The 16,784-nt window shown below is 73.9% G+C and carries 14 protein-coding genes; 12 read left to right on the forward strand and 2 right to left on the reverse strand.

Going from position 1 to position 16,784, the window contains the following annotated elements; genetic code table 11:
* Positions 1-133: 133 nt before the first annotated feature.
* Complete coding sequence (locus tag AB0I68_RS28555) at positions 134-1,171, reverse strand: AfsR/SARP family transcriptional regulator (RefSeq protein WP_363180231.1); 1,038 nt, start codon at positions 1,169-1,171, stop codon at positions 134-136.
* Between the two features lie 247 nt (positions 1,172-1,418).
* On the opposite strand from AB0I68_RS28555, the gene AB0I68_RS28560 reads away from it, so the two are divergent.
* The 6 genes from AB0I68_RS28560 (at position 1,419) to AB0I68_RS28585 (ending at position 7,206) form a co-directional block, all read left to right on the forward strand.
* Positions 1,419-2,240 (forward strand): AfsR/SARP family transcriptional regulator, encoded by an 822-nt coding sequence (locus AB0I68_RS28560; RefSeq protein WP_363180232.1) that lies wholly within the window; start codon positions 1,419-1,421, stop codon positions 2,238-2,240.
* A gap of 174 nt (positions 2,241-2,414) precedes the next feature.
* On the forward strand, positions 2,415-3,185 hold the full coding sequence (locus tag AB0I68_RS28565) for an alpha/beta fold hydrolase (RefSeq protein WP_363180233.1): 771 nt from the start codon (positions 2,415-2,417) through the stop codon (positions 3,183-3,185).
* Positions 3,182-4,447 carry a beta-ketoacyl-[acyl-carrier-protein] synthase family protein gene (locus AB0I68_RS28570; protein WP_363180234.1) on the forward strand — a complete coding sequence of 422 codons (1,266 nt, stop codon included), beginning with the start codon at positions 3,182-3,184 and terminating at the stop codon, positions 4,445-4,447. The genes AB0I68_RS28565 and AB0I68_RS28570 overlap by 4 nt, the downstream gene beginning before the upstream one ends.
* Positions 4,444-5,715: a ketosynthase chain-length factor gene (locus tag AB0I68_RS28575; protein ID WP_363180235.1), complete on the forward strand. Its 1,272-nt coding sequence runs from the start codon at positions 4,444-4,446 to the stop codon at positions 5,713-5,715. The genes AB0I68_RS28570 and AB0I68_RS28575 overlap by 4 nt, the downstream gene beginning before the upstream one ends.
* 68 nt (positions 5,716-5,783) lie before the next feature.
* Positions 5,784-6,047, forward strand: coding sequence for an acyl carrier protein (locus tag AB0I68_RS28580; RefSeq protein ID WP_363180236.1), 264 nt, complete (start codon positions 5,784-5,786; stop codon positions 6,045-6,047).
* Positions 6,048-6,051: 4 nt separating this feature from the next.
* A complete protein-coding gene (locus AB0I68_RS28585; RefSeq protein WP_363180237.1) occupies positions 6,052-7,206 on the forward strand; it encodes an FAD-dependent monooxygenase in 1,155 nt (384 codons plus the stop codon).
* Between the two features lie 63 nt (positions 7,207-7,269).
* On the opposite strand, the gene AB0I68_RS28590 is transcribed toward AB0I68_RS28585, so the two are convergent.
* Positions 7,270-7,734 carry a nuclear transport factor 2 family protein gene (locus AB0I68_RS28590; RefSeq protein WP_363180238.1) on the reverse strand — a complete coding sequence of 155 codons (465 nt, stop codon included), beginning with the start codon at positions 7,732-7,734 and terminating at the stop codon, positions 7,270-7,272.
* A 142-nt stretch (positions 7,735-7,876) separates the two neighbouring features.
* Between AB0I68_RS28590 and AB0I68_RS28595 the strand changes: the two genes are divergently transcribed.
* The 6 genes from AB0I68_RS28595 (at position 7,877) to AB0I68_RS28620 (ending at position 16,463) form a co-directional block, all read left to right on the forward strand.
* Entirely contained in the window at positions 7,877-9,472 is a 1,596-nt protein-coding gene (locus tag AB0I68_RS28595; RefSeq protein ID WP_363180239.1) for a class I adenylate-forming enzyme family protein, read from the forward strand.
* A gap of 72 nt (positions 9,473-9,544) precedes the next feature.
* Positions 9,545-11,362: an FAD-dependent oxidoreductase gene (locus AB0I68_RS28600; RefSeq protein ID WP_363180240.1), complete on the forward strand. Its 1,818-nt coding sequence runs from the start codon at positions 9,545-9,547 to the stop codon at positions 11,360-11,362.
* Positions 11,359-12,177 (forward strand): 3-oxoacyl-ACP reductase FabG, encoded by an 819-nt coding sequence (gene fabG, locus AB0I68_RS28605; protein ID WP_363180241.1) that lies wholly within the window; start codon positions 11,359-11,361, stop codon positions 12,175-12,177. Before AB0I68_RS28600 ends, fabG begins: the two co-directional genes overlap by 4 nt.
* Positions 12,177-13,136: an aromatase/cyclase gene (locus tag AB0I68_RS28610; protein ID WP_363180242.1), complete on the forward strand. Its 960-nt coding sequence runs from the start codon at positions 12,177-12,179 to the stop codon at positions 13,134-13,136. The genes fabG and AB0I68_RS28610 overlap by 1 nt, the downstream gene beginning before the upstream one ends.
* 76 nt (positions 13,137-13,212) lie before the next feature.
* Positions 13,213-14,169 (forward strand): aromatase/cyclase, encoded by a 957-nt coding sequence (locus AB0I68_RS28615; RefSeq protein WP_363180243.1) that lies wholly within the window; start codon positions 13,213-13,215, stop codon positions 14,167-14,169.
* A gap of 152 nt (positions 14,170-14,321) precedes the next feature.
* The gene (locus tag AB0I68_RS28620; RefSeq protein ID WP_363180244.1) at positions 14,322-16,463 is read left to right on the forward strand and encodes a condensation domain-containing protein; all 2,142 of its coding nucleotides are present in this window, start codon (positions 14,322-14,324) and stop codon (positions 16,461-16,463) included.
* The last annotated feature ends 321 nt before the right edge of the window (positions 16,464-16,784 follow it).

Consider the following 16,784-nt stretch of genomic DNA (forward strand, 5'->3'; position numbering starts at 1 on the left):
ACGCTCGACTGGAGAACCCCAGCCGAGCGCCTGCGTGATCTACTGACAGCCGCGTAAGCCATCAGGTGTTGCGAGGACCCCAAGAATCCGCCAGACAGCCGGCAGGGGGTCTTCTCGTACGGGCTCGCGGGGGTCAGACGAGTTGTCCGCCCGACACCGCAGCGGTGGCCGGGGCCAGCAGGTTGAAACGCCGGATCAGCTCTTCCTGCTCCCGGGTGAGCGACTCGATCCGGTCGCCGAGACGGGCGATCTCACGGCCGAGTTCGAGCAGGGCCGCATCCGGCGAGGCATCCGGCGAGGCGGCCGGGACACCCGGGACGGACGGCGCGGGCCAGGGGAGGGCGAGGGACGGGGCGTGGTGCAGGATCGCCTCCATCCGCTTGCGCAGGGCCGGGCCGGGCTCGACGCCGAGCTCGTCCACCAGCCGCCGGCGGGCCCGCTCGTACACGCCCAGCGCCTCCGTCTGCCGCCCGCATCGGTACAGGGCCAGCATCTGGAGGTCGTAGAGCCGCTCGCGCATGGGGTGGCTGGCCGTCAGCCGCTCCAGCTCCCGGGTGACCTCGGCGTGTCGCCCGCTGCGCAGGTTCGCGTCGTACAGCGTCTCCAGCGTGGTCAGCCGCAGCTCCTCCAGCCGGTCCGCCTCCACCGTGCAAATGGGCCCCTGAGTGCTGCCCTCGAGCGCCGGGCCGCGCCACAGCGCGAGGGCCCCGCGCAGCAGTTCGGCCGCGTGCACGGGGTCGGAGCCGAGCGCCGACCGGCCCTCGGCGGACAGCCGGTGGAAGCGCTGGGCGTCGGTGGTGGCCCGGCCCGGCCGCAGCAGGTAGCCCATCGAGCGGGTGGCGATCCACTCGTGGCCGCCCGCGTCCTGGGCTCCGCCCTGCAGCAGCCGGCGCAGCCGGGCCACATGGGCCTGCAGCGCGTTGGCCGCGCTCACGGGCGGCCGGTCGCCCCACAGCTCGTGGATGAGCCGCTCCGCGGACAGCACGAGGCCCGCCCGGACCACCAGGGCGCCGAGCAGCGCCCGCTGCTTGGCGCCGGAGGGCACGATGTGCGCCCCCGTACGCCGGTCGAACACCTCCACCGGGCCCAGGATGCGGAAGTCCACCCCGGTGTCGCCGTCCGTGCTTCGGGCGCGGTGCGCGCCGTGTGCGTCGTGCGCGCCGAAATCCATGGTGTCTCCTCCCGGCGATCCGGCGGGACCTGGGGAAAGGCACGAAAGACCGGCGGGCGAAAGAATAACGTGCCGGTTTTAATCCCCTGAGCGGAATCTACCATCTTGCTTTCAACCTGCAACCATGTGGGATGGAGGGCTGCTCGACCCCTGCTCAAGAATTCGGGGACACCGCACTGGACCCCGCTACCGTGCCGGAGTCGAAGGCTGAAAATCGATGGGAACTCGACGAAATGCGGAGGACGCCGTGAAGATTCAGGTTCTGGGTCCGTTGAGTGCCGAGGTCAACGGGGGCTCGATTGTTCCGACGGCCGGCAAGCCGCGCCAGATCCTGGCGCTGCTCGCGCTCTATCCGGGGTGGGTGATGCCCGTACAGACCCTCATGGAGGAGATCTGGGGCACCGAGCTCCCGCAGAGCGCGCTCACGACGCTGCAGACGTACATTCTGCAGCTGCGCAGGCGACTGGGGACTGCCATGGGCCCGGGGGTCCCGGGCAGCGCCAAGGACGTGCTCGCGACCCGGCACGGCGGCTACCTGCTGCAGATTCCGCCGGAGGCGGTCGACGTCCACGAGTACGAGACGCTCGTGGCGGGCGGACAGACTGCATATGAAGAGGGGGACGACGAGCGTGCGGCCGACCTGCTGCGCAAGGCGCTCGGCCTGTGGAACGGCCCGGCGCTGGTCGACGTACGGGTGGGACCGATCCTCGAGATCGAGGTCATGCGCCTCGAGGAGAGCCGGCTCGTGACCGTCGAGCGGCGCATAGACGCGGACCTGCGCCTGAGCCGCCACGTCGAGGTCATCCCCGAACTGACCGAACTGATCGCCCGGCACCCGCAGCACGAGAGCCTGCACTCGCAGGCCATGGTCGCGCTGTACCGCTCCGGCCGCCAGGCCACGGCCCTGGACGTCTACCGCAGGCTGCGCAACCGCCTGATAGACGAACTGGGCGTGGAGCCGTCTCCGCAGTTGCAGCGCCTGCACCAGGCGATGCTGACGGTGGATCCGGCGCTGGACGTGGTGGCGGGCCCGCGCCGCGGATCGACGTTCGACCTGTACGCGGCCTAGCCTGCTCGCCTGCCGGCGGAGCCGACGCGGGCGGCCGCCGCCGCCGGCTCCCCGCCCGGCCGCCGCCACACCGCGCCGCATCGCGTCCTGGACCCGTACACACCGATTCGAGTCGCTCTCGAGCGGGGTCGGTGAGGGTCGAGGTCTATGCGGTGTGGTTCCCGGGAGGTGGCAATGGGCGACAGACAGGCCGTGCGGCTGCACTGCTTCGCACACGCGGGGGCCGGAGTGTCCTCGTTCTACCGGTGGGACAAGGTCGCCGGGAGCGCGGTCAAGACCACGTCCTGGCTGCTGCCCGGACGTGACGAGCGGCGCCGTGAGATCCGGCTGACCGGCCGCGACGAGCTCCTGGCCGACCTCAAGCCCCTCTTCGAGCAGATTGCCGACGAGCCCGGCACCCCCTACATCCTCTACGGGCACAGCCTCGGCGCGACGGTCGCCCTCACGGTCACCCACGCCGCGCAGGAGTACGGGCTGCCGATGCCCGCACTGCTGGCCGTCGGGGCCAGCCCGCCGCCGGACGCCCCGGCCGTCTTCGCCGACTCCGCCGAGCTGCCGGAAGCCGAACTGCTGCGCGTGCTGGACCGGTTCGACGCGCTGCCGCCCGGCGTGCAGCCCGGAGACGTGTGGTTCCGGTCGGTCTTTCCCGTGCTCCGCGCCGACCTCCGGCTCGCCCGCAATCTGCGGGACGCCGCCGCCGCGCCCACCGCCCCCGGACCCGTGCCGGTACCGCTGCTCGCGGTCACCGGCCGCGAGGACCCCCTCGTCGGCGCCGAGGCCGGCGCAGGCTGGCACCGCTGGACCACCGGAGCGTTCGTCCGGCGGACCGTGTCCGGCGACCACTTCTTCGTCCGGGGCGGCGAACTGCCCCGGATGCTCGGCCGGGCCGCCCGCATCGTGCAGCGCGGCCACCGCGACCAGACAGAACAGGGGGAAGGGCGATGAGACGAGTCGTCATCACGGGCATCGGGGTCGTGGCCCCGGGCCGCCCGGGCACCAAGGAATTCTGGTCGCTGCTGACCGACGGCCGTACGGCCACCCGCGCCATCACGCTCTTCGACGCCTCCGGCTTCCGCTCCCGGATCGCCGCCGAGGCGGACTTCGACCCGCAGGAGTGCGGGCTCACCGCCGAGCAGTCCGGGCGGCTGGACCGCGCCGCCCAGTTCGCCGTCGTCAGCGCCCGCGAGGCCCTCGCGGACAGCGGCCTGGCCGGCTCGTACGACGCCGCGCGCACCGGGGTCACCCTCGGCAGCGCACTGGGCTGCACCACCGCCCTCGACGCCGAGTACGGGGTCGTCAGCGAGCAGGGCACCCGTACGCTCGTCGACCACACCAAGGCCGTGCCCCACCTGTACGACTACTTCGTCCCCAGCTCGATGGCGGCCGAGGTGGCCCGGACCGTCGGCGCCCAGGGGCCCGTGGCGCTCGTGTCCACCGGCTGCACCTCCGGTCTCGACGCCATCGGGCACGCCGTCGACCTGGTCCGCGAGGGCAGCGCCGACGTGATGGTCACCGGCGCGGCCGAGGCGCCCATCACGCCGATCACCGCCGCCTGCTTCGACGCCATCCGCGCCACCTCCACCCGCAACGACGAGCCGGAGACCGCCTCCCGGCCCTTCGACCGCACCCGCAACGGGTTCGTCCTGGGGGAGGGCTCGGCCGTCCTCGTCATCGAGGAGTACGAGCACGCCCGCAGCCGCGGCGCGCACGTCTACGCCGAGATCTCCGGCTTCGCCTCGCGCAGCAACGCATACCACATGACCGGACTGCGGCCCGACGGAGTCGAGATGGCCGCCGCCATCACGGCCGCGCTCGACGAGGCGCAGCTGCTGCCCGAGCACATCGACTACATCAACGCGCACGGCTCCGGCACGAAGCAGAACGACAAGCACGAGACCGAGGCGTTCAAGCGCAGTCTGGGACAGCGGGCGTACGAGGTCCCCGTCAGCTCCATCAAGTCGATGATCGGGCACTCGCTCGGCGCGATCGGGGCCCTCGAAGTGGCCGCCTGCGCCCTCGCCATCGAGCACGACACCGTCCCGCCGACGGCGAACCTGCACGAGCCCGACCCGGCCTGCGACCTCGACTACACCCCGCTGACCGCCCGTCGGCAGCGCACCGATGCGGTCCTGACCGTCGGCAGCGGCTTCGGCGGGTTCCAGAGCGCGATGATCCTGACCAGCCCGAACCTGAAGGCGGACCGATGAACACCGCTGTCGCCGCCCCTGCGCCCGCCCCGACCGCCCCCGCCGCCTCGCGCACCGCGGCCCCCGTCGTCACCGGCATCGGTGTCGCCGCCCCCAACGGGCTGGGCACCGAGGCCTGGTGGTCCGCCGTCCTGCGCGGCGAATCGGGCATCCGGCCGGTCAGCCGCTTCGACGCGAGCGGCTACCCGGCGAAACTGGCCGGGGAGGTGCCCGGATTCGTCGACGCCGACCACGTCTCCAGCCGGCTGCTGCCGCAGACCGACCGCGTCACCCGGCTCTCGCTCGCCGCGGCGAAGGAGGCGCTCGACGACGCCGGGGCCGATCCCGCGCAGCTGCCCGACCACGCCGCGGGCGTGGTCACCGCCAACTCCTTCGGCGGCTTCGACTTCGGCCAGCAGGAGCTCCAGGCGCTGTGGAGCAAGGGCGGCCAGTACGTCTCCGCGTACCAGTCCTTCGCCTGGTTCTACGCCGTCAACAGCGGCCAGATCTCCATCCGGCACGGCCTGCGCGGAGCCTCCGGAGTGATCGTCTCCGAGCAGGCCGGCGGCCTCGACGCGATGGCCCATGCCCGCCGCCAGATCCGCAAGGGCGCCCAGCTCGTCGTCACCGGCGGCATCGACTCCGCGCTGTGCTCCTGGGGCTGGGCCGCGTACATGGCCGGCGGGGGGCTCACCGACCGGGAGGACCCGGCCCGCGCCTATCTGCCGTTCGCCGAGGACGCCTGCGGCCACGTCGCGGGCGAGGGCGGCGCGCTCCTCGTCCTGGAAGGCGCCGAGGAGGCGCGCCGGCGCGGCGCCCGCGTCTACGGCAGCATCGCCGGGCACGCCGCGACCTTCGACGCCGACGGGACCTCCCGGCTCGGCGCGGCCGCGGAGCTCGCGCTCGCCGACGCGGGCGTGCACCCCGACGAGGTCGACGTCGTCTTCGCCGACGCGGCGGGCGAGCGTACGGCCGACCGCGCCGAAGCGGAGGCGATCACCGCACTGTTCGGCCCGCGCGGGGTGCCCGTCACCGCGCCCAAGTCGATGACCGGGCGGCTCGCCGCCGGAGGCGCGGCCCTCGACGTCGCCGCCGCCCTGCTCGCCCTGCGCGACCAGCTGATCCCGCCGACCACCGGGACCGAGCTCCCGGCCGACGACTGCCCGCTGGACCTGGTCACCGGGGCCGCCAGCCCCGCGCTGGGGCTGCCGCTGCGGACCGCGCTCGTGCTGGCCCGCGGCCACGGCGGCTTCAACTCCGCCGTCGTCGTCCGCGCCCCCGGCGCCTGACCCGCCCGGTGCCCACCGGCACTTCCACTTCACCCACCCCACCAACCGAAGCAGAACAGAGGGAGACCATGGACCGGCTGGAACTCGAGGACCTGAAGCGCATCCTGCGCGAGTGCGCGGGAGAGGACGAAGGAGTCGACCTCGACGGCGACGTCATGGACCTGAACTGGTTCGAGCTGGGCTACGACTCGCTCGCCGTCCTGCAGACCACCGGGTACATCGAGCGTGAGTACGACGTCCTCCTCGACGAGGAGGCCATCGACGACGCCGACACCCCCCGCCGCTACCTCGCCATGGTCAACGACGTGCTGGCAGCCCGGGCCGCGGTCTGATCCGGTGGGCCAGGAGCTCGACACCGACGTCTGCGTCATCGGCGCCGGCCCCGCCGGGCTCGCGCTGACGCTCATGCTGCTGCGTTCCGGCATCCGCGTGGCACTCGTCGAGCGTTCCACCGGATTCCGCCGTGACTTCCACGGCGAGCTCCTGCAGCCCGCAGGCCAGCGCATCCTGGACGAGCTCGGCGTCCTCGCCGGAGCCGCGGCGCGCGGGGCCGCGAGCCTGAGCGGCTTCCAGGTCCTGGAGGGCGAGCAGGTGCTGCTCGACATCGACTACGGGAGCCTGCCCGCCCCGTACGACCACCTCCTCGCGCTCCCGCAGCCGCACGTGCTGCGGGAACTCCTGGCCGCCTGCCGGAGGCTGCCCGGCTTCACCCTTCTCGAAGGGCACCGGATCGCCGCGCTCCTGGAGGAGCGTCCCGGCGGCCCCTGCGAGGGAGCAGTGGTGCACGGCCCCGACCGGGCGCCGGTCACCGTGCGGGCAGCGGTGGTCGTCGGGGCCGACGGCCGGTTCTCCAGGACCCGCGCTCTCGCGGGCATCGACGTGGGGCGCTGCACGTCCATCGCCCACGACGTGGTGGGGTTCTCGCTGCGCGCACCACGCTGCCGGGCCACCGGGCAGGTACGGGTGCACCGCGGGCCGGGCAGTGCCGTGCTGGTCCACGACGCCCACCCCGACCGGTTCAGGGTGGTCTGGGCCCTGCCGCCGGGCAGGGCCCGCGCCGCGGGGCGCGAGATCGTGGACTTCCGGCGGGAACTGGCCGGGATCCTGCCGCAGTTCGCCGATCTGCTGCACGCCCAGCTCACCTCCATGGCCGACCTGACCGTGCTCGACGTGTCCGCCTCGCACGCCCGGGAGTGGGTACGCGACGGACTCGTGCTCCTCGGCGACAGCGCGCACACGCACGGGCCGATCGGCGCCCAGGGCATCGACCTGGTCTTGCAGGACGCCGTCGCGCTGCACCCCGTACTCGTCGCCGCGCTGCACGCGGGGGAGCCCACCGCCCGGCGGCTCGCGGCCTATCAGGAGCGGCGGGCCCCGGCGGCGTCGGTGTTGCACCGGACGCAGGTGGTGCGGACCCGGGCGATGTTCGGACTCCGCACGGATCTGTCCACCGTCCTGCCCGCCCACCGGGGATTGCCGGACAGCCCTTAGGCCGTCTGGGTTTCCACCCCGACGCGAGCGGCCGTCGAGCGGGGCTGTGGCCCGGCCGGCCCGTCAGCCGAGGTCGTCGCGCGTCACCAGGCGGTGGGCGACCTGCCAGCCGCCGGACGAGTGGACCAGTACGTCCTCCATCACGCACACCCGGTGCACCTTCGACTCGCCACCGCGCGCGGTCAGGTACACCAGGGCGTAGCTGCGGGTGTGCAGCGAACCGTCCGGCTGCGGCTGCACGTCGAGCATGCCGAGCCAGTGCCGCAGCTGCTCACCGCCGGTGGCCTGCAGTTCCGCGTTGCGCCGGACGTTCGAGGCGAGCGCCGCGCGGCCGACCACCGGCGCCGGCAGCGTCGGCACGTCGAACACGGCGTCCTCGGTGAACGTCCGTGCCCACGGCTCGGCCTCGAAGGAGTCGAAGAGCTGCATCTGGCGGGAGTAGAACTGCTGGACCTCCGCGTACAGCAGGCCGGACTCCCGCCCCTGGAGCGGGCGGGGGGACGCCTCGGTGGCGATCGTCGCGGTCATCGCGGGACTCCGTTCCTTCGGTTCCCCACAGCATCTGTGGCGCAGATCGAGCGCTCTTCGAAGACTCCTCAAGCGGCGCTGTCCAGGCTGGGGGTTCCGCCGCAGCCGCGGCCGCCCCTTCGGGAGCCAGGAGGACAGCACCATGCCGAGATTCGTGTACCCGGAACTCCCGTTGGACGGCCTGCTGCGCCGGGCGGCGGTCCGCGACCCCGCGGGCCGGGCGATCCGGACCGCGACCAGGACCGGCATGGCGACCACGGTGACGTTCGCGGAACTGGACAGCCAGGCCGACCGCTTCGCCTCCTACCTGGAGCACACGTGCGGCCGTCGCGGCGCGCGGATCGGCGTCGCCAACGTTCTCGACCCCGTTTTCGCCGCCGCCTACTACGGGACCGTGCGCAGCGGGAACACGGTCGTGCTGGTCAACCCGCTGATCAAGGAGACGGGCCTGGTCCACGTCCTTCGGACGGCCGCCGTGGAAGTGGCGTTCGTACCGGCCGCCACGGCGGAGCTGCTCGTCAAACTGGGCGACCGGCTGCCGGACCTGCGGAGCGTCGTCGTGACGGACGCGCCCGACGGGGTCGTCCCCGGCGACGCCCTGCCGCTGGCCGCGGCCCTGGATTCGGCACCGGAGCGGACCGACCTGCCCGGGGCCGTCGACCTCGACGGCGACGCGTGCATCCAGTTCACCACCGGCACCACGGGCCTCCCCAAGGGCGTCCGGCTCACCCACCGCAACCTGGTGGCGAACGCCGCCCAGACCGCCGCCGCGCACGACCTCGGCAGCGACTCGGTCACCCTCAACCACCTGCCGCTCTACCACGTCATGCACCTCAATTCGGGGGTGTACGCGGGTGCCTGCCAGGTGCTGTGCACCGACCCCGACCCGGTCGCCTCCCTCGCCGTCGCGGCGCAGGCGCAGGCCACCCACTACTACGGGCTCCCCGCCCGCCTGCACCTGCTGGCCCGGGACGAGCGGCTCACCGACGACTTCCCGGCAGGGCGCCGCCTCACCGCCGTGCTCTCCGGAGGCACCGCCCTGTCCCCGACCGCCGCCCGGACCCTGAGCGCGCGCCTGGGCGTGCCCGTCATCCAGGGCTACGGGCTGGCCGAACTCTCCCCGCTCTCCCACTGCCAGGACCCGCACCACCCCAAGAGCGGCTCCGTGGGCCCCGCGGTACCGGGCACCGAATGCCGCATCGTCCGCATCGGCACGCGCACACCGCTCGACGTCTACGCGACCGGCGAGGTCCAGGTCCGCGGGCCGCAGGTGATGGCCGGCTACCTCGACGACAGCTCGCCCTCTCCCCTCGACGAGGACGGCTGGTTCTCCACCGGAGACGTCGGCTACCGCAACGAGGACGGCGAACTGTTCCTGGTGGACCGCCTCGGCGACGTCTTCAAGTACGACAACGAACTCGTCTCGCCCAGCGCCGTCGAACGGGTCGTCGGAGCCGACCCGCACGTCGCCGAGTGCATCGTGGCGGGCTGGCCCGACCCGGTGCACGGCGAGGTCGTGTGGACGGGCATCGTGCTGCGCGACCCGACCGCTCCCGGCCTCCTCGACGTCATCGACTCCGTCGTGGAGCGTGCCAACGGGAGCCTGAACTGGTTCGAGCAGATCCGCCGCGTCGAGGTGATCGACGCCGTGCCGCGCAACCACGTCGGCAAGCCCGAGCGGCGCACGCTGCGCCACAGCCTGCGCAGCCGGGCCGAGGCGGAGGCGGCGGCGGTGTGACCCCGCCCGGCCCGCCCGCCCGGCCCGCACGGCCCGCGCACTTCATCCCGTACGACCAGAGGAGCGACCACTGTGGCGACCAATGCCGGCACATCCCCCATGGCCGGGTCCCCCCGGGTACTCGTGGTGGGGGCGGGCCCCGTGGGCCTGACCGCCGCCCATGAACTGGCCCGCCGGGGACTGCGCGTGCGCGTCGTCGACGGCGCCCCCGGCCCGGCCCCCACCAGCCGCGCGGTGGCCGTCCACCCGCGCACGCTGGAGACCTTCGACCAGATGGGGGTCGTGGACGGGGTGCTCGCCCGGGGCCGCAAGAACAGGGCCTTCACGATGTTCGCGCGCGGCCGCCGTCTGGTCCGGCTCGAGGCGGACTACCGCTCGATGCCCACCCGGTTCCCGTACACCGTCATCATCGGGCAGACCGAGACGGAGGAAGTGCTCCGCGAGGCCGTGGCCCGGCTCGGCGTCACCATCGAATGGGGCGTGCGGCTGACCTCCCTCGAGCAGGACCGGCACACCGTACGCGCCCGCCTCGAGCACGCCGACGGCTCCACGGAGGAGTACGAGGTGCCCTGGCTGGTCGGCTGCGACGGCGGCCACAGCACGGTGCGCAAGGAGCTCGGGCTCCCGCTGCTCGGCGAGTCCAGCGAGACCTGGGCCCTCGCCGACGCGGCCGTGTCCACCGATCTGCCGCCCGACACCATCTACTGGGCCCACACCGGAAGCCAGGCCATGATGATGGTCCCGTACCAGCGCGACGGGTACTGGCGGCTGCTCGACACCGCCCCCGCGGGCCGGCCGGAGACCCCGCGCGAGGCCGCGGACCGCTTCTCGCAGAAGCTCAGCGCCGGGCTCGGGCGCCCGGTGCACGTCGGCGAACCCGACTGGACCTCCGTCTTCACCTTCCAGCAGCGCATGGTGCCGCGCATGCACGACGGCCGCTGCTTCGTGGCGGGCGACGCCGCCCATGTGCACAGCCCCGCCTCCGGACAGGGCATGAACACCGGCATCCAGGAGGCCTACAACCTCGCCTGGAAGCTCGCCATGGCCGCCCTGAGGCAGGCGGGCCCGGAACTGCTCGCCACGTACGGGCAGGAGCGCGTCCCGGTCGGCAGGAAACTGCTGGGCTCGACCCGCAAGGCCACCTTCCTGGTCCAGTTCAAGAACGCCCTGGCCGGCGTGGGGCTGCCCGTCGCCTTCACCTTCGTACGCACCATCGGGCCGCTGCGCCGGGCCATCCAGCGCAAGGTGCTCGGCGGCATGTCCGGGCTGCTGCTGTCGTACCCCGAGAGCCCGCTGACCACGGCCGACCCGGCGATGGCGGTGCCTGCGGGCTCGCGCGCCGCCGCCGCGGCCGGCCGGCACCCGGACGACCCCGGCTCCGAGGCGCTGCGCGGCGAACTGCGCGACACCCGCTGGTCCCTGGTGTGGGCGGTGGAGGCGGGGCCCGGCGAGGCGGGACGGGTCGCGGCGGCCGCCGCGGCCGTGCACGGCACGTGGCTGTCGGTACGGACTGCGGGCGACGGCCTCGGTGGCGGGCCCGGGCCGCTGGCCGACCCCAACGGGCTGCTGCGGCGCTCGCTGGGTCTCGGGCCCGGCGGCTGGGTGCTGATCCGGCCCGACGGCTACATCGCCGCGGGCGGCCCGGAACTGACCCGGCGCGGGCTCGCGCGGGCCCTGGCACCGCTGGGCGCGGCCGCCGCGCTGCCCGACGTGATCCGGGACGCGGTCCGCGCATCCCGGGTGTCCTCGCCGCCGGTGCCGGCCGGGGCCGCGGCCGCATCCTGCGGAACCCCCGCCTTCGTACCGGTTCTCGACCCTGCTTCCACCGCGTCTCCAGAGCTCCGCGACACGGTCGAGACCTCACCACGGGTTCTGGAGGGGACACGATGACCACACCGTCAACACCGTCAGCGCAGCCGTCGACGGCGCCGGAGAAGCCGGTCGCCCTCGTCACCGGCGGCACCAGCGGCATCGGCCTGGCGGTCGTACGGGATCTGGCCCGGCGCGGGCACCGGGTGTTCCTGTGCGCGCGGACGCCGGAAACCGTCGAGCAGACCGTCGAGGAGCTGCGCGCCGAGGGCCTGGAGGTCGCGGGCATCGCCGCCGACGTCCGCTCCCGCGAAGCGGTCGCGGAGCTGGTGGCCGCCGCCGTCGCCGAGTTCGGCCCGATCTCCGTCCTGGTCAACAACGCCGGCCGCAGCGGCGGCGGTCCGACCGCCGACATCAGCGACGAGCTCTGGTACGACGTCATCGACACCAACCTGAACAGCGTCTTCCTGCTGACCCGGGAGGTGCTGGGGCACGGCGGCCTGGCCGGGGCCTCCTACGGCCGGATCATCAACATCGCCTCCACGGCGGGCAAGCAGGGCGTCCTGCTGGGCGCCCCGTACTCGGCGTCCAAGCACGCCGTCGTCGGCTTCACCAAGGCCCTCGGCAAGGAGCTGGCCCCGGCCGGGATCACGGTCAACGCGGTGTGCCCGGGCTACGTGGAGACGCCGATGGCGCAGCGCGTGCGGGCCGGCTACGCGGCGGCCTGGGACACCACCACGCAGGACGTGCAGGAGCAGTTCGAGGCGAAGATCCCACTGGGGCGCTACGCGACGCCGGAGGAGGTGGCGGCCATGGTCGGTTACCTCACCACGGACCTCGCCGCGTCCGTGACCGCCCAGGCGCTGAACGTCTGCGGCGGACTGGGCAACTTCTGATGGCGGCCGAGCGGGTGCACCGCACGGTGCACGAGACCGAGGTGGCCGCCCCCGCGGGCGTGGTCTACGGACTGATCGCGGACGCCGTGCAGTGGCCGCTGTACTTCCCGCCCAACGTGCACGTGGAGCGCCTGGCGTTCGACGGCGTCCAGGAGCGGCTGCGGATGTGGGCGACGGCGAACGGCCAGGTCAAGTCCTGGACCTCGCGCCGGGTGCTCGACGCGTCCGCGCGGCGCATCGAGTTCCGGCAGGAGATCCCCGCGGCCCCGCTGTCGGCGATGGCCGGCACCTGGATCGTCGAGCCGCTGGGCGCCGAACGCTCCCGGCTGACGCTGCTGCACGACTTCTCGGTCGAGGGCGACCGGGCCGAGGACGTCGAGTGGGTCGAGCGCGCCACCGACACCAACAGCCGTGCGGAGCTGGCGAACCTGGCCCGGCTCGGCGAGCGCTGGGGCAAGCTCGACGAACTCGTGATGTCCTTCGAGGACACCGTCCGCGTGGACGCCCCGCCGGAGCTGGTCTACGCGTTCCTGGAGCGGGCCGATCAGTGGCCGGAGCTGCTGCCGCACGTCTCGAGGCTGGAGCTCACCGAGACCGAGGAGCTGCCCGGCGTCCAGGTCATGGCCATGGACACGCTCACCGCCGACGGGTCCGAGCACACCACCGAGTCGGTGCGGGTGTGCTTCCCGGCGGCCGGCCGCATCGTCTACAAGCAGACCCGCACCCCGGCGCTGATGTCCGCCCACACCGGCGTGTGGACGGTCACCGGCGGCGCGTACGGCTCGACGGTCACCTCGCAGCACAGCGTCGTGCTCCGCGAGGAGGCGGTCACCCGGGTCCTGGGTCCCTCCGCCGAACTCGCCGAGGCCCGCAGGTACGTCCGTGAAGCGCTGGGCCGCAACAGCACCGCGACCATGACGTACGCCAAGCAGCACGCGGAATCGGCGCTCGCGCGCTGAGACTCCAGACCGTCTCGAGCAGGACTCGGGTGGTTGCGGACAGACTCTGGACCAAGTGTGAGGGAGGGGTGTGGCGATGTCTGTCCAGCAAGTGCACCGGACGTCCTATGCCGTGGATGTGAACGCGCCCGCAGGCGTGGTCTACGGTCTGATCGCGGACACGACCCAGTGGCCGCTCTTCATCCCGCCGAGCGTCCACGTCGAGCGGCTCGACTTCGACGGCTCCCAGGACCGGTTCCACATGTGGGTCACCGCGAACGGAAGCGTCAAGTCCTGGCTGTCGCGCCGCACCCTGGACGCGCCCCGGCTGCGGATCGACTTCCGCCAGGAGGTCCCCGCCGCCCCCGTCGTCGCGATGGGCGGCAGCTGGATCGTGGAGCCGCGGGGCGCCGACCGCTCACGGCTGACCCTGCTCCACGACTTCGCGGTCGCCGCCGACCGGCCCGCGGACGTCGACTGGATCAAGGAGGCCACCGACACCAACAGCCGCGCCGAGCTGGCGCAGCTGAAGGAGGCCGCGGAGCACTGGACCCGGCTCGACGGCCTGCTGCTGTCCTTCGAGGACTCCGTCCGCATCGACGGACCGGCCGACCTGGTCTACCAGTTCCTCTACGGGGTCGCCGACTGGCCGGAGCGGGTCCCCCACGTCCGCCGCGTCGCCGTCACCGAGGACGAGCCCGGCGTCCAGCTGCTGAGCATGGACACCGTGACCTCCGACGGAGCGGTGCACACCACGGAATCCGTGCGGGTGTGCTTCCCGCACGCGGGCCGCATCGTCTACAAGCAGACCGCGACCCCGGCCCTGATGAGCGCACACACCGGCGAGTGGTCGCTCATCCCCGACGAAACCGGGGTCACCGCCGTCTCCCAGCACAACGTGCTGCTGCGGGAGGAGGCCATCGAGCAGGTCCTGGGCCCCGGCGCCGACCTCGTCCGGGCCAGGGCGTACGTACGCGAGGCGCTCGGCCGCAACAGCACCGCCACCCTCAACCTGGCCAAGCGGTACGCGGAGACCGCCATCCGCACCCTGTAGCCGCGGGGCCCCTCCACGGCCTGCGGCGGGCGCTCCGGCGGGACTCCGGCGGTTTGTCAGCGGCGCGTCAGCGAAACGTGGGCGGCCCGCGCATACTCGACCCCTTTGAAGTGTGACGCCGCCCGGTGTGACGCCGAGACGAGGGGGAGCCGATGAGCGCAGCCATGACCGTGGTCATCGCGCCCGGCTCCGCCCCGGCGCTGGACCTGCGCGGTCCCCTTGACCAGGACGCCCTCGCGGCGGCCCTCGCCGCGCTGCCCTCGGGCACACCCGTCCTGCGCCGCCACACGGCGACGCACCACACCCTGCACCTGCCCCGGCAGCACTCCCCGGCCGGCACGGTGGCGGATCTGCTGACCACCCCCGGAGCCCGGCCGCGACAGACACCCGCGCAGGCACAGGCGTTGCGGACCGCGTGGGAGAGCGCAGCCGCGGAGGAAGCCGACGGGCAGGACGTACCCGGCCCCCTCGCCAGCCCGGCCGGGTCTCCCGCGGCCGGACTCCCCGCGAGTGCGCGCCAGCGCGACGTGCTCCTCGACGTCCTGACCGGCAGGCCCGGCGCCGGCCTGCACGTCGAGCAGCTGCACTGGCGCTGGTACGGGCCGCTGGACACCTCCCGGTTCCACGCCGCCTGGCAGGCCGTCTTCGCGCAGGAGCCCGTGCTGCGGGCCGCGTTCACCGACCACACCCGGACGGACGGCTCCGGCAGCGCCCCACGGGTCGTCGTGCACCAGCAGGCCTCACCGCAGCTCGTCCGGCACCACCACGGATCCGCCGACTGGCACTCCCTGCTGGTGAGCGAGCGGCTGCGCGCCTTCGACCTGCACCGGCCCGGGCTGCTGCGCATCGCGCTCCTGGACGAACAGGCCAGGCCCGCCGCATCGACCCGCATCGCCCTGACCTACCACCACGCCATGCTCGACGGCTGGAGCGTGCGCCTGCTGCTGCGCGCCTTCTACCGCGCCTACCTGGCCGAGGGGCGGACGATCGGCGGCGAGCGCCGCCCCGATCTGCGCGACCATCTGCGCTGGCTGGCCGGCCAGGACCTCAACCCGCCCCGCGCGTTCTGGTCCGTCGCCGCGCCGCCGGCCGGCTCCCGCACCCTGCCCGGCCCGGCCGCGGCCGGGCTGCCCGCCGACGACAGGGCCCGCTGGGGCCACGGGCTCGCGCGCCAGCGGCTGACCCCGCACGAGGCCGCCCGGCTGCGTGACTGGGCCGCCGGGCTCGGAGCCACCGAGAGCACGGCGCTGCACGCGGCCTGGGCGCTGCTGCTGTACCGGGCCGGCGGTTCGGGCCCGGCGCCCGCGCCCGTCGCATTCGGCATGGCCGTCTCCGGCCGCGGCATCGCCCTGGAGGGCGCCGCCGGCATCCCGGCCCCCCTGCGCAACGCGCTGCCCGTGCACGTCGAGGTGGACCCCGGGGCCCCGGTGGAACGCCTGCTGGCCGAGCTGCGCGACCAGGCCCTGGGCGCGGCCGCGTACGAATGGGTCTCGGCGAGCCAGGTCCACCAGTGGAGCGGGCGGACCGTCCCCGGCGACCTCACGGACTCGCTCATCGCCTTCGAGGCGCCGCAGGGCCCGCCGCCCGACCCGGACGGCCGGGACCCGCTGTGGAGCGAACTCGACGCCGAGGGCGTCCGGGTGGACCTCCCGCAGGCCGTGGGCCTGCACACGCCGCAGCCCATCGCCATCAGCGCGTACCACGACGCCGACGGCGCCCTGCTGCTGACGGCCGTCAACGACCGGACCCGGATCGCGGACCCCGAAGCGGCCGAGACGCTCGCCCGGACCGCGGGGCTGCTGCGCGAGTTCCCCGTGCTCGTCGATGGCTCGACCAGCGTCGGGCAGGTCCTGCAGACCCTGGCCGGCCTGCCGGTGCCCGGGCCGGTGGCGCCCGCCCCGGTCCCGCCCGGCGGCGGTCTGCGCACGCTGCGCGCGGCCGCGCGGCCCGACGCCGGCACGATCCTGCTCGTACCGCCGCCGGCCGCACCCGACGCCTGCTACGACGCCCTCGTACAGGCCTATCCGGGCCCGGAGGCGCTCACCACGGTCACCGCCCCGGCCGATACGGCGGCCTGCCTGGCCGCGGTACGCCCTGCGCTCGCGACCGGCGAACCGCTGCTCCTCGGCTGCTTCTCCGGAGGCGGGAGTGTCGCGTACGAGGTGGCGCAGCGCATCGCCGCCCACGGCTGGCTGGCGCCGCTCGTGGCCATCGCGGGCACGGCGGACGGGAGTTCCGCCTCGGCGCGCGACCTCGCGCGCACCCTGGCGGCCGCGGCGGGGCAGCCCGGCTGATCGCGAGGGCATCGACACCGTCGGGGGGCGGTGTCGGTGCCCTCGCATGAAGCGGGCCCCCGGCGGTCGCGGCAGGCCGCGACGGTCGCCGCAGCGGCGTCGGCGGCGCACGGACACGGCGCCGTGCCGTGCCGCGCCGTCCCGACCGTGTCGCAGCGGCCGTCCGTGTGGCGCGAGCGCCATGAGCGGACCACTGCCGGGGCCGTCGAGAGGCCGTTGAGCGGCCTTCCAGGAACATTCGAGCACCGCAGTAGAGCGTGTGTATCGCCACAACCGTTCCCCCGAAGCCCTGAGCGGCGGGCCCCGACCCGAGGAGGCCGA

This window comes from Streptomyces sp. NPDC050448 (assembly GCF_040655295.1).
Classification (GTDB): Bacteria; Actinomycetota; Actinomycetes; order Streptomycetales; family Streptomycetaceae; genus Streptomyces.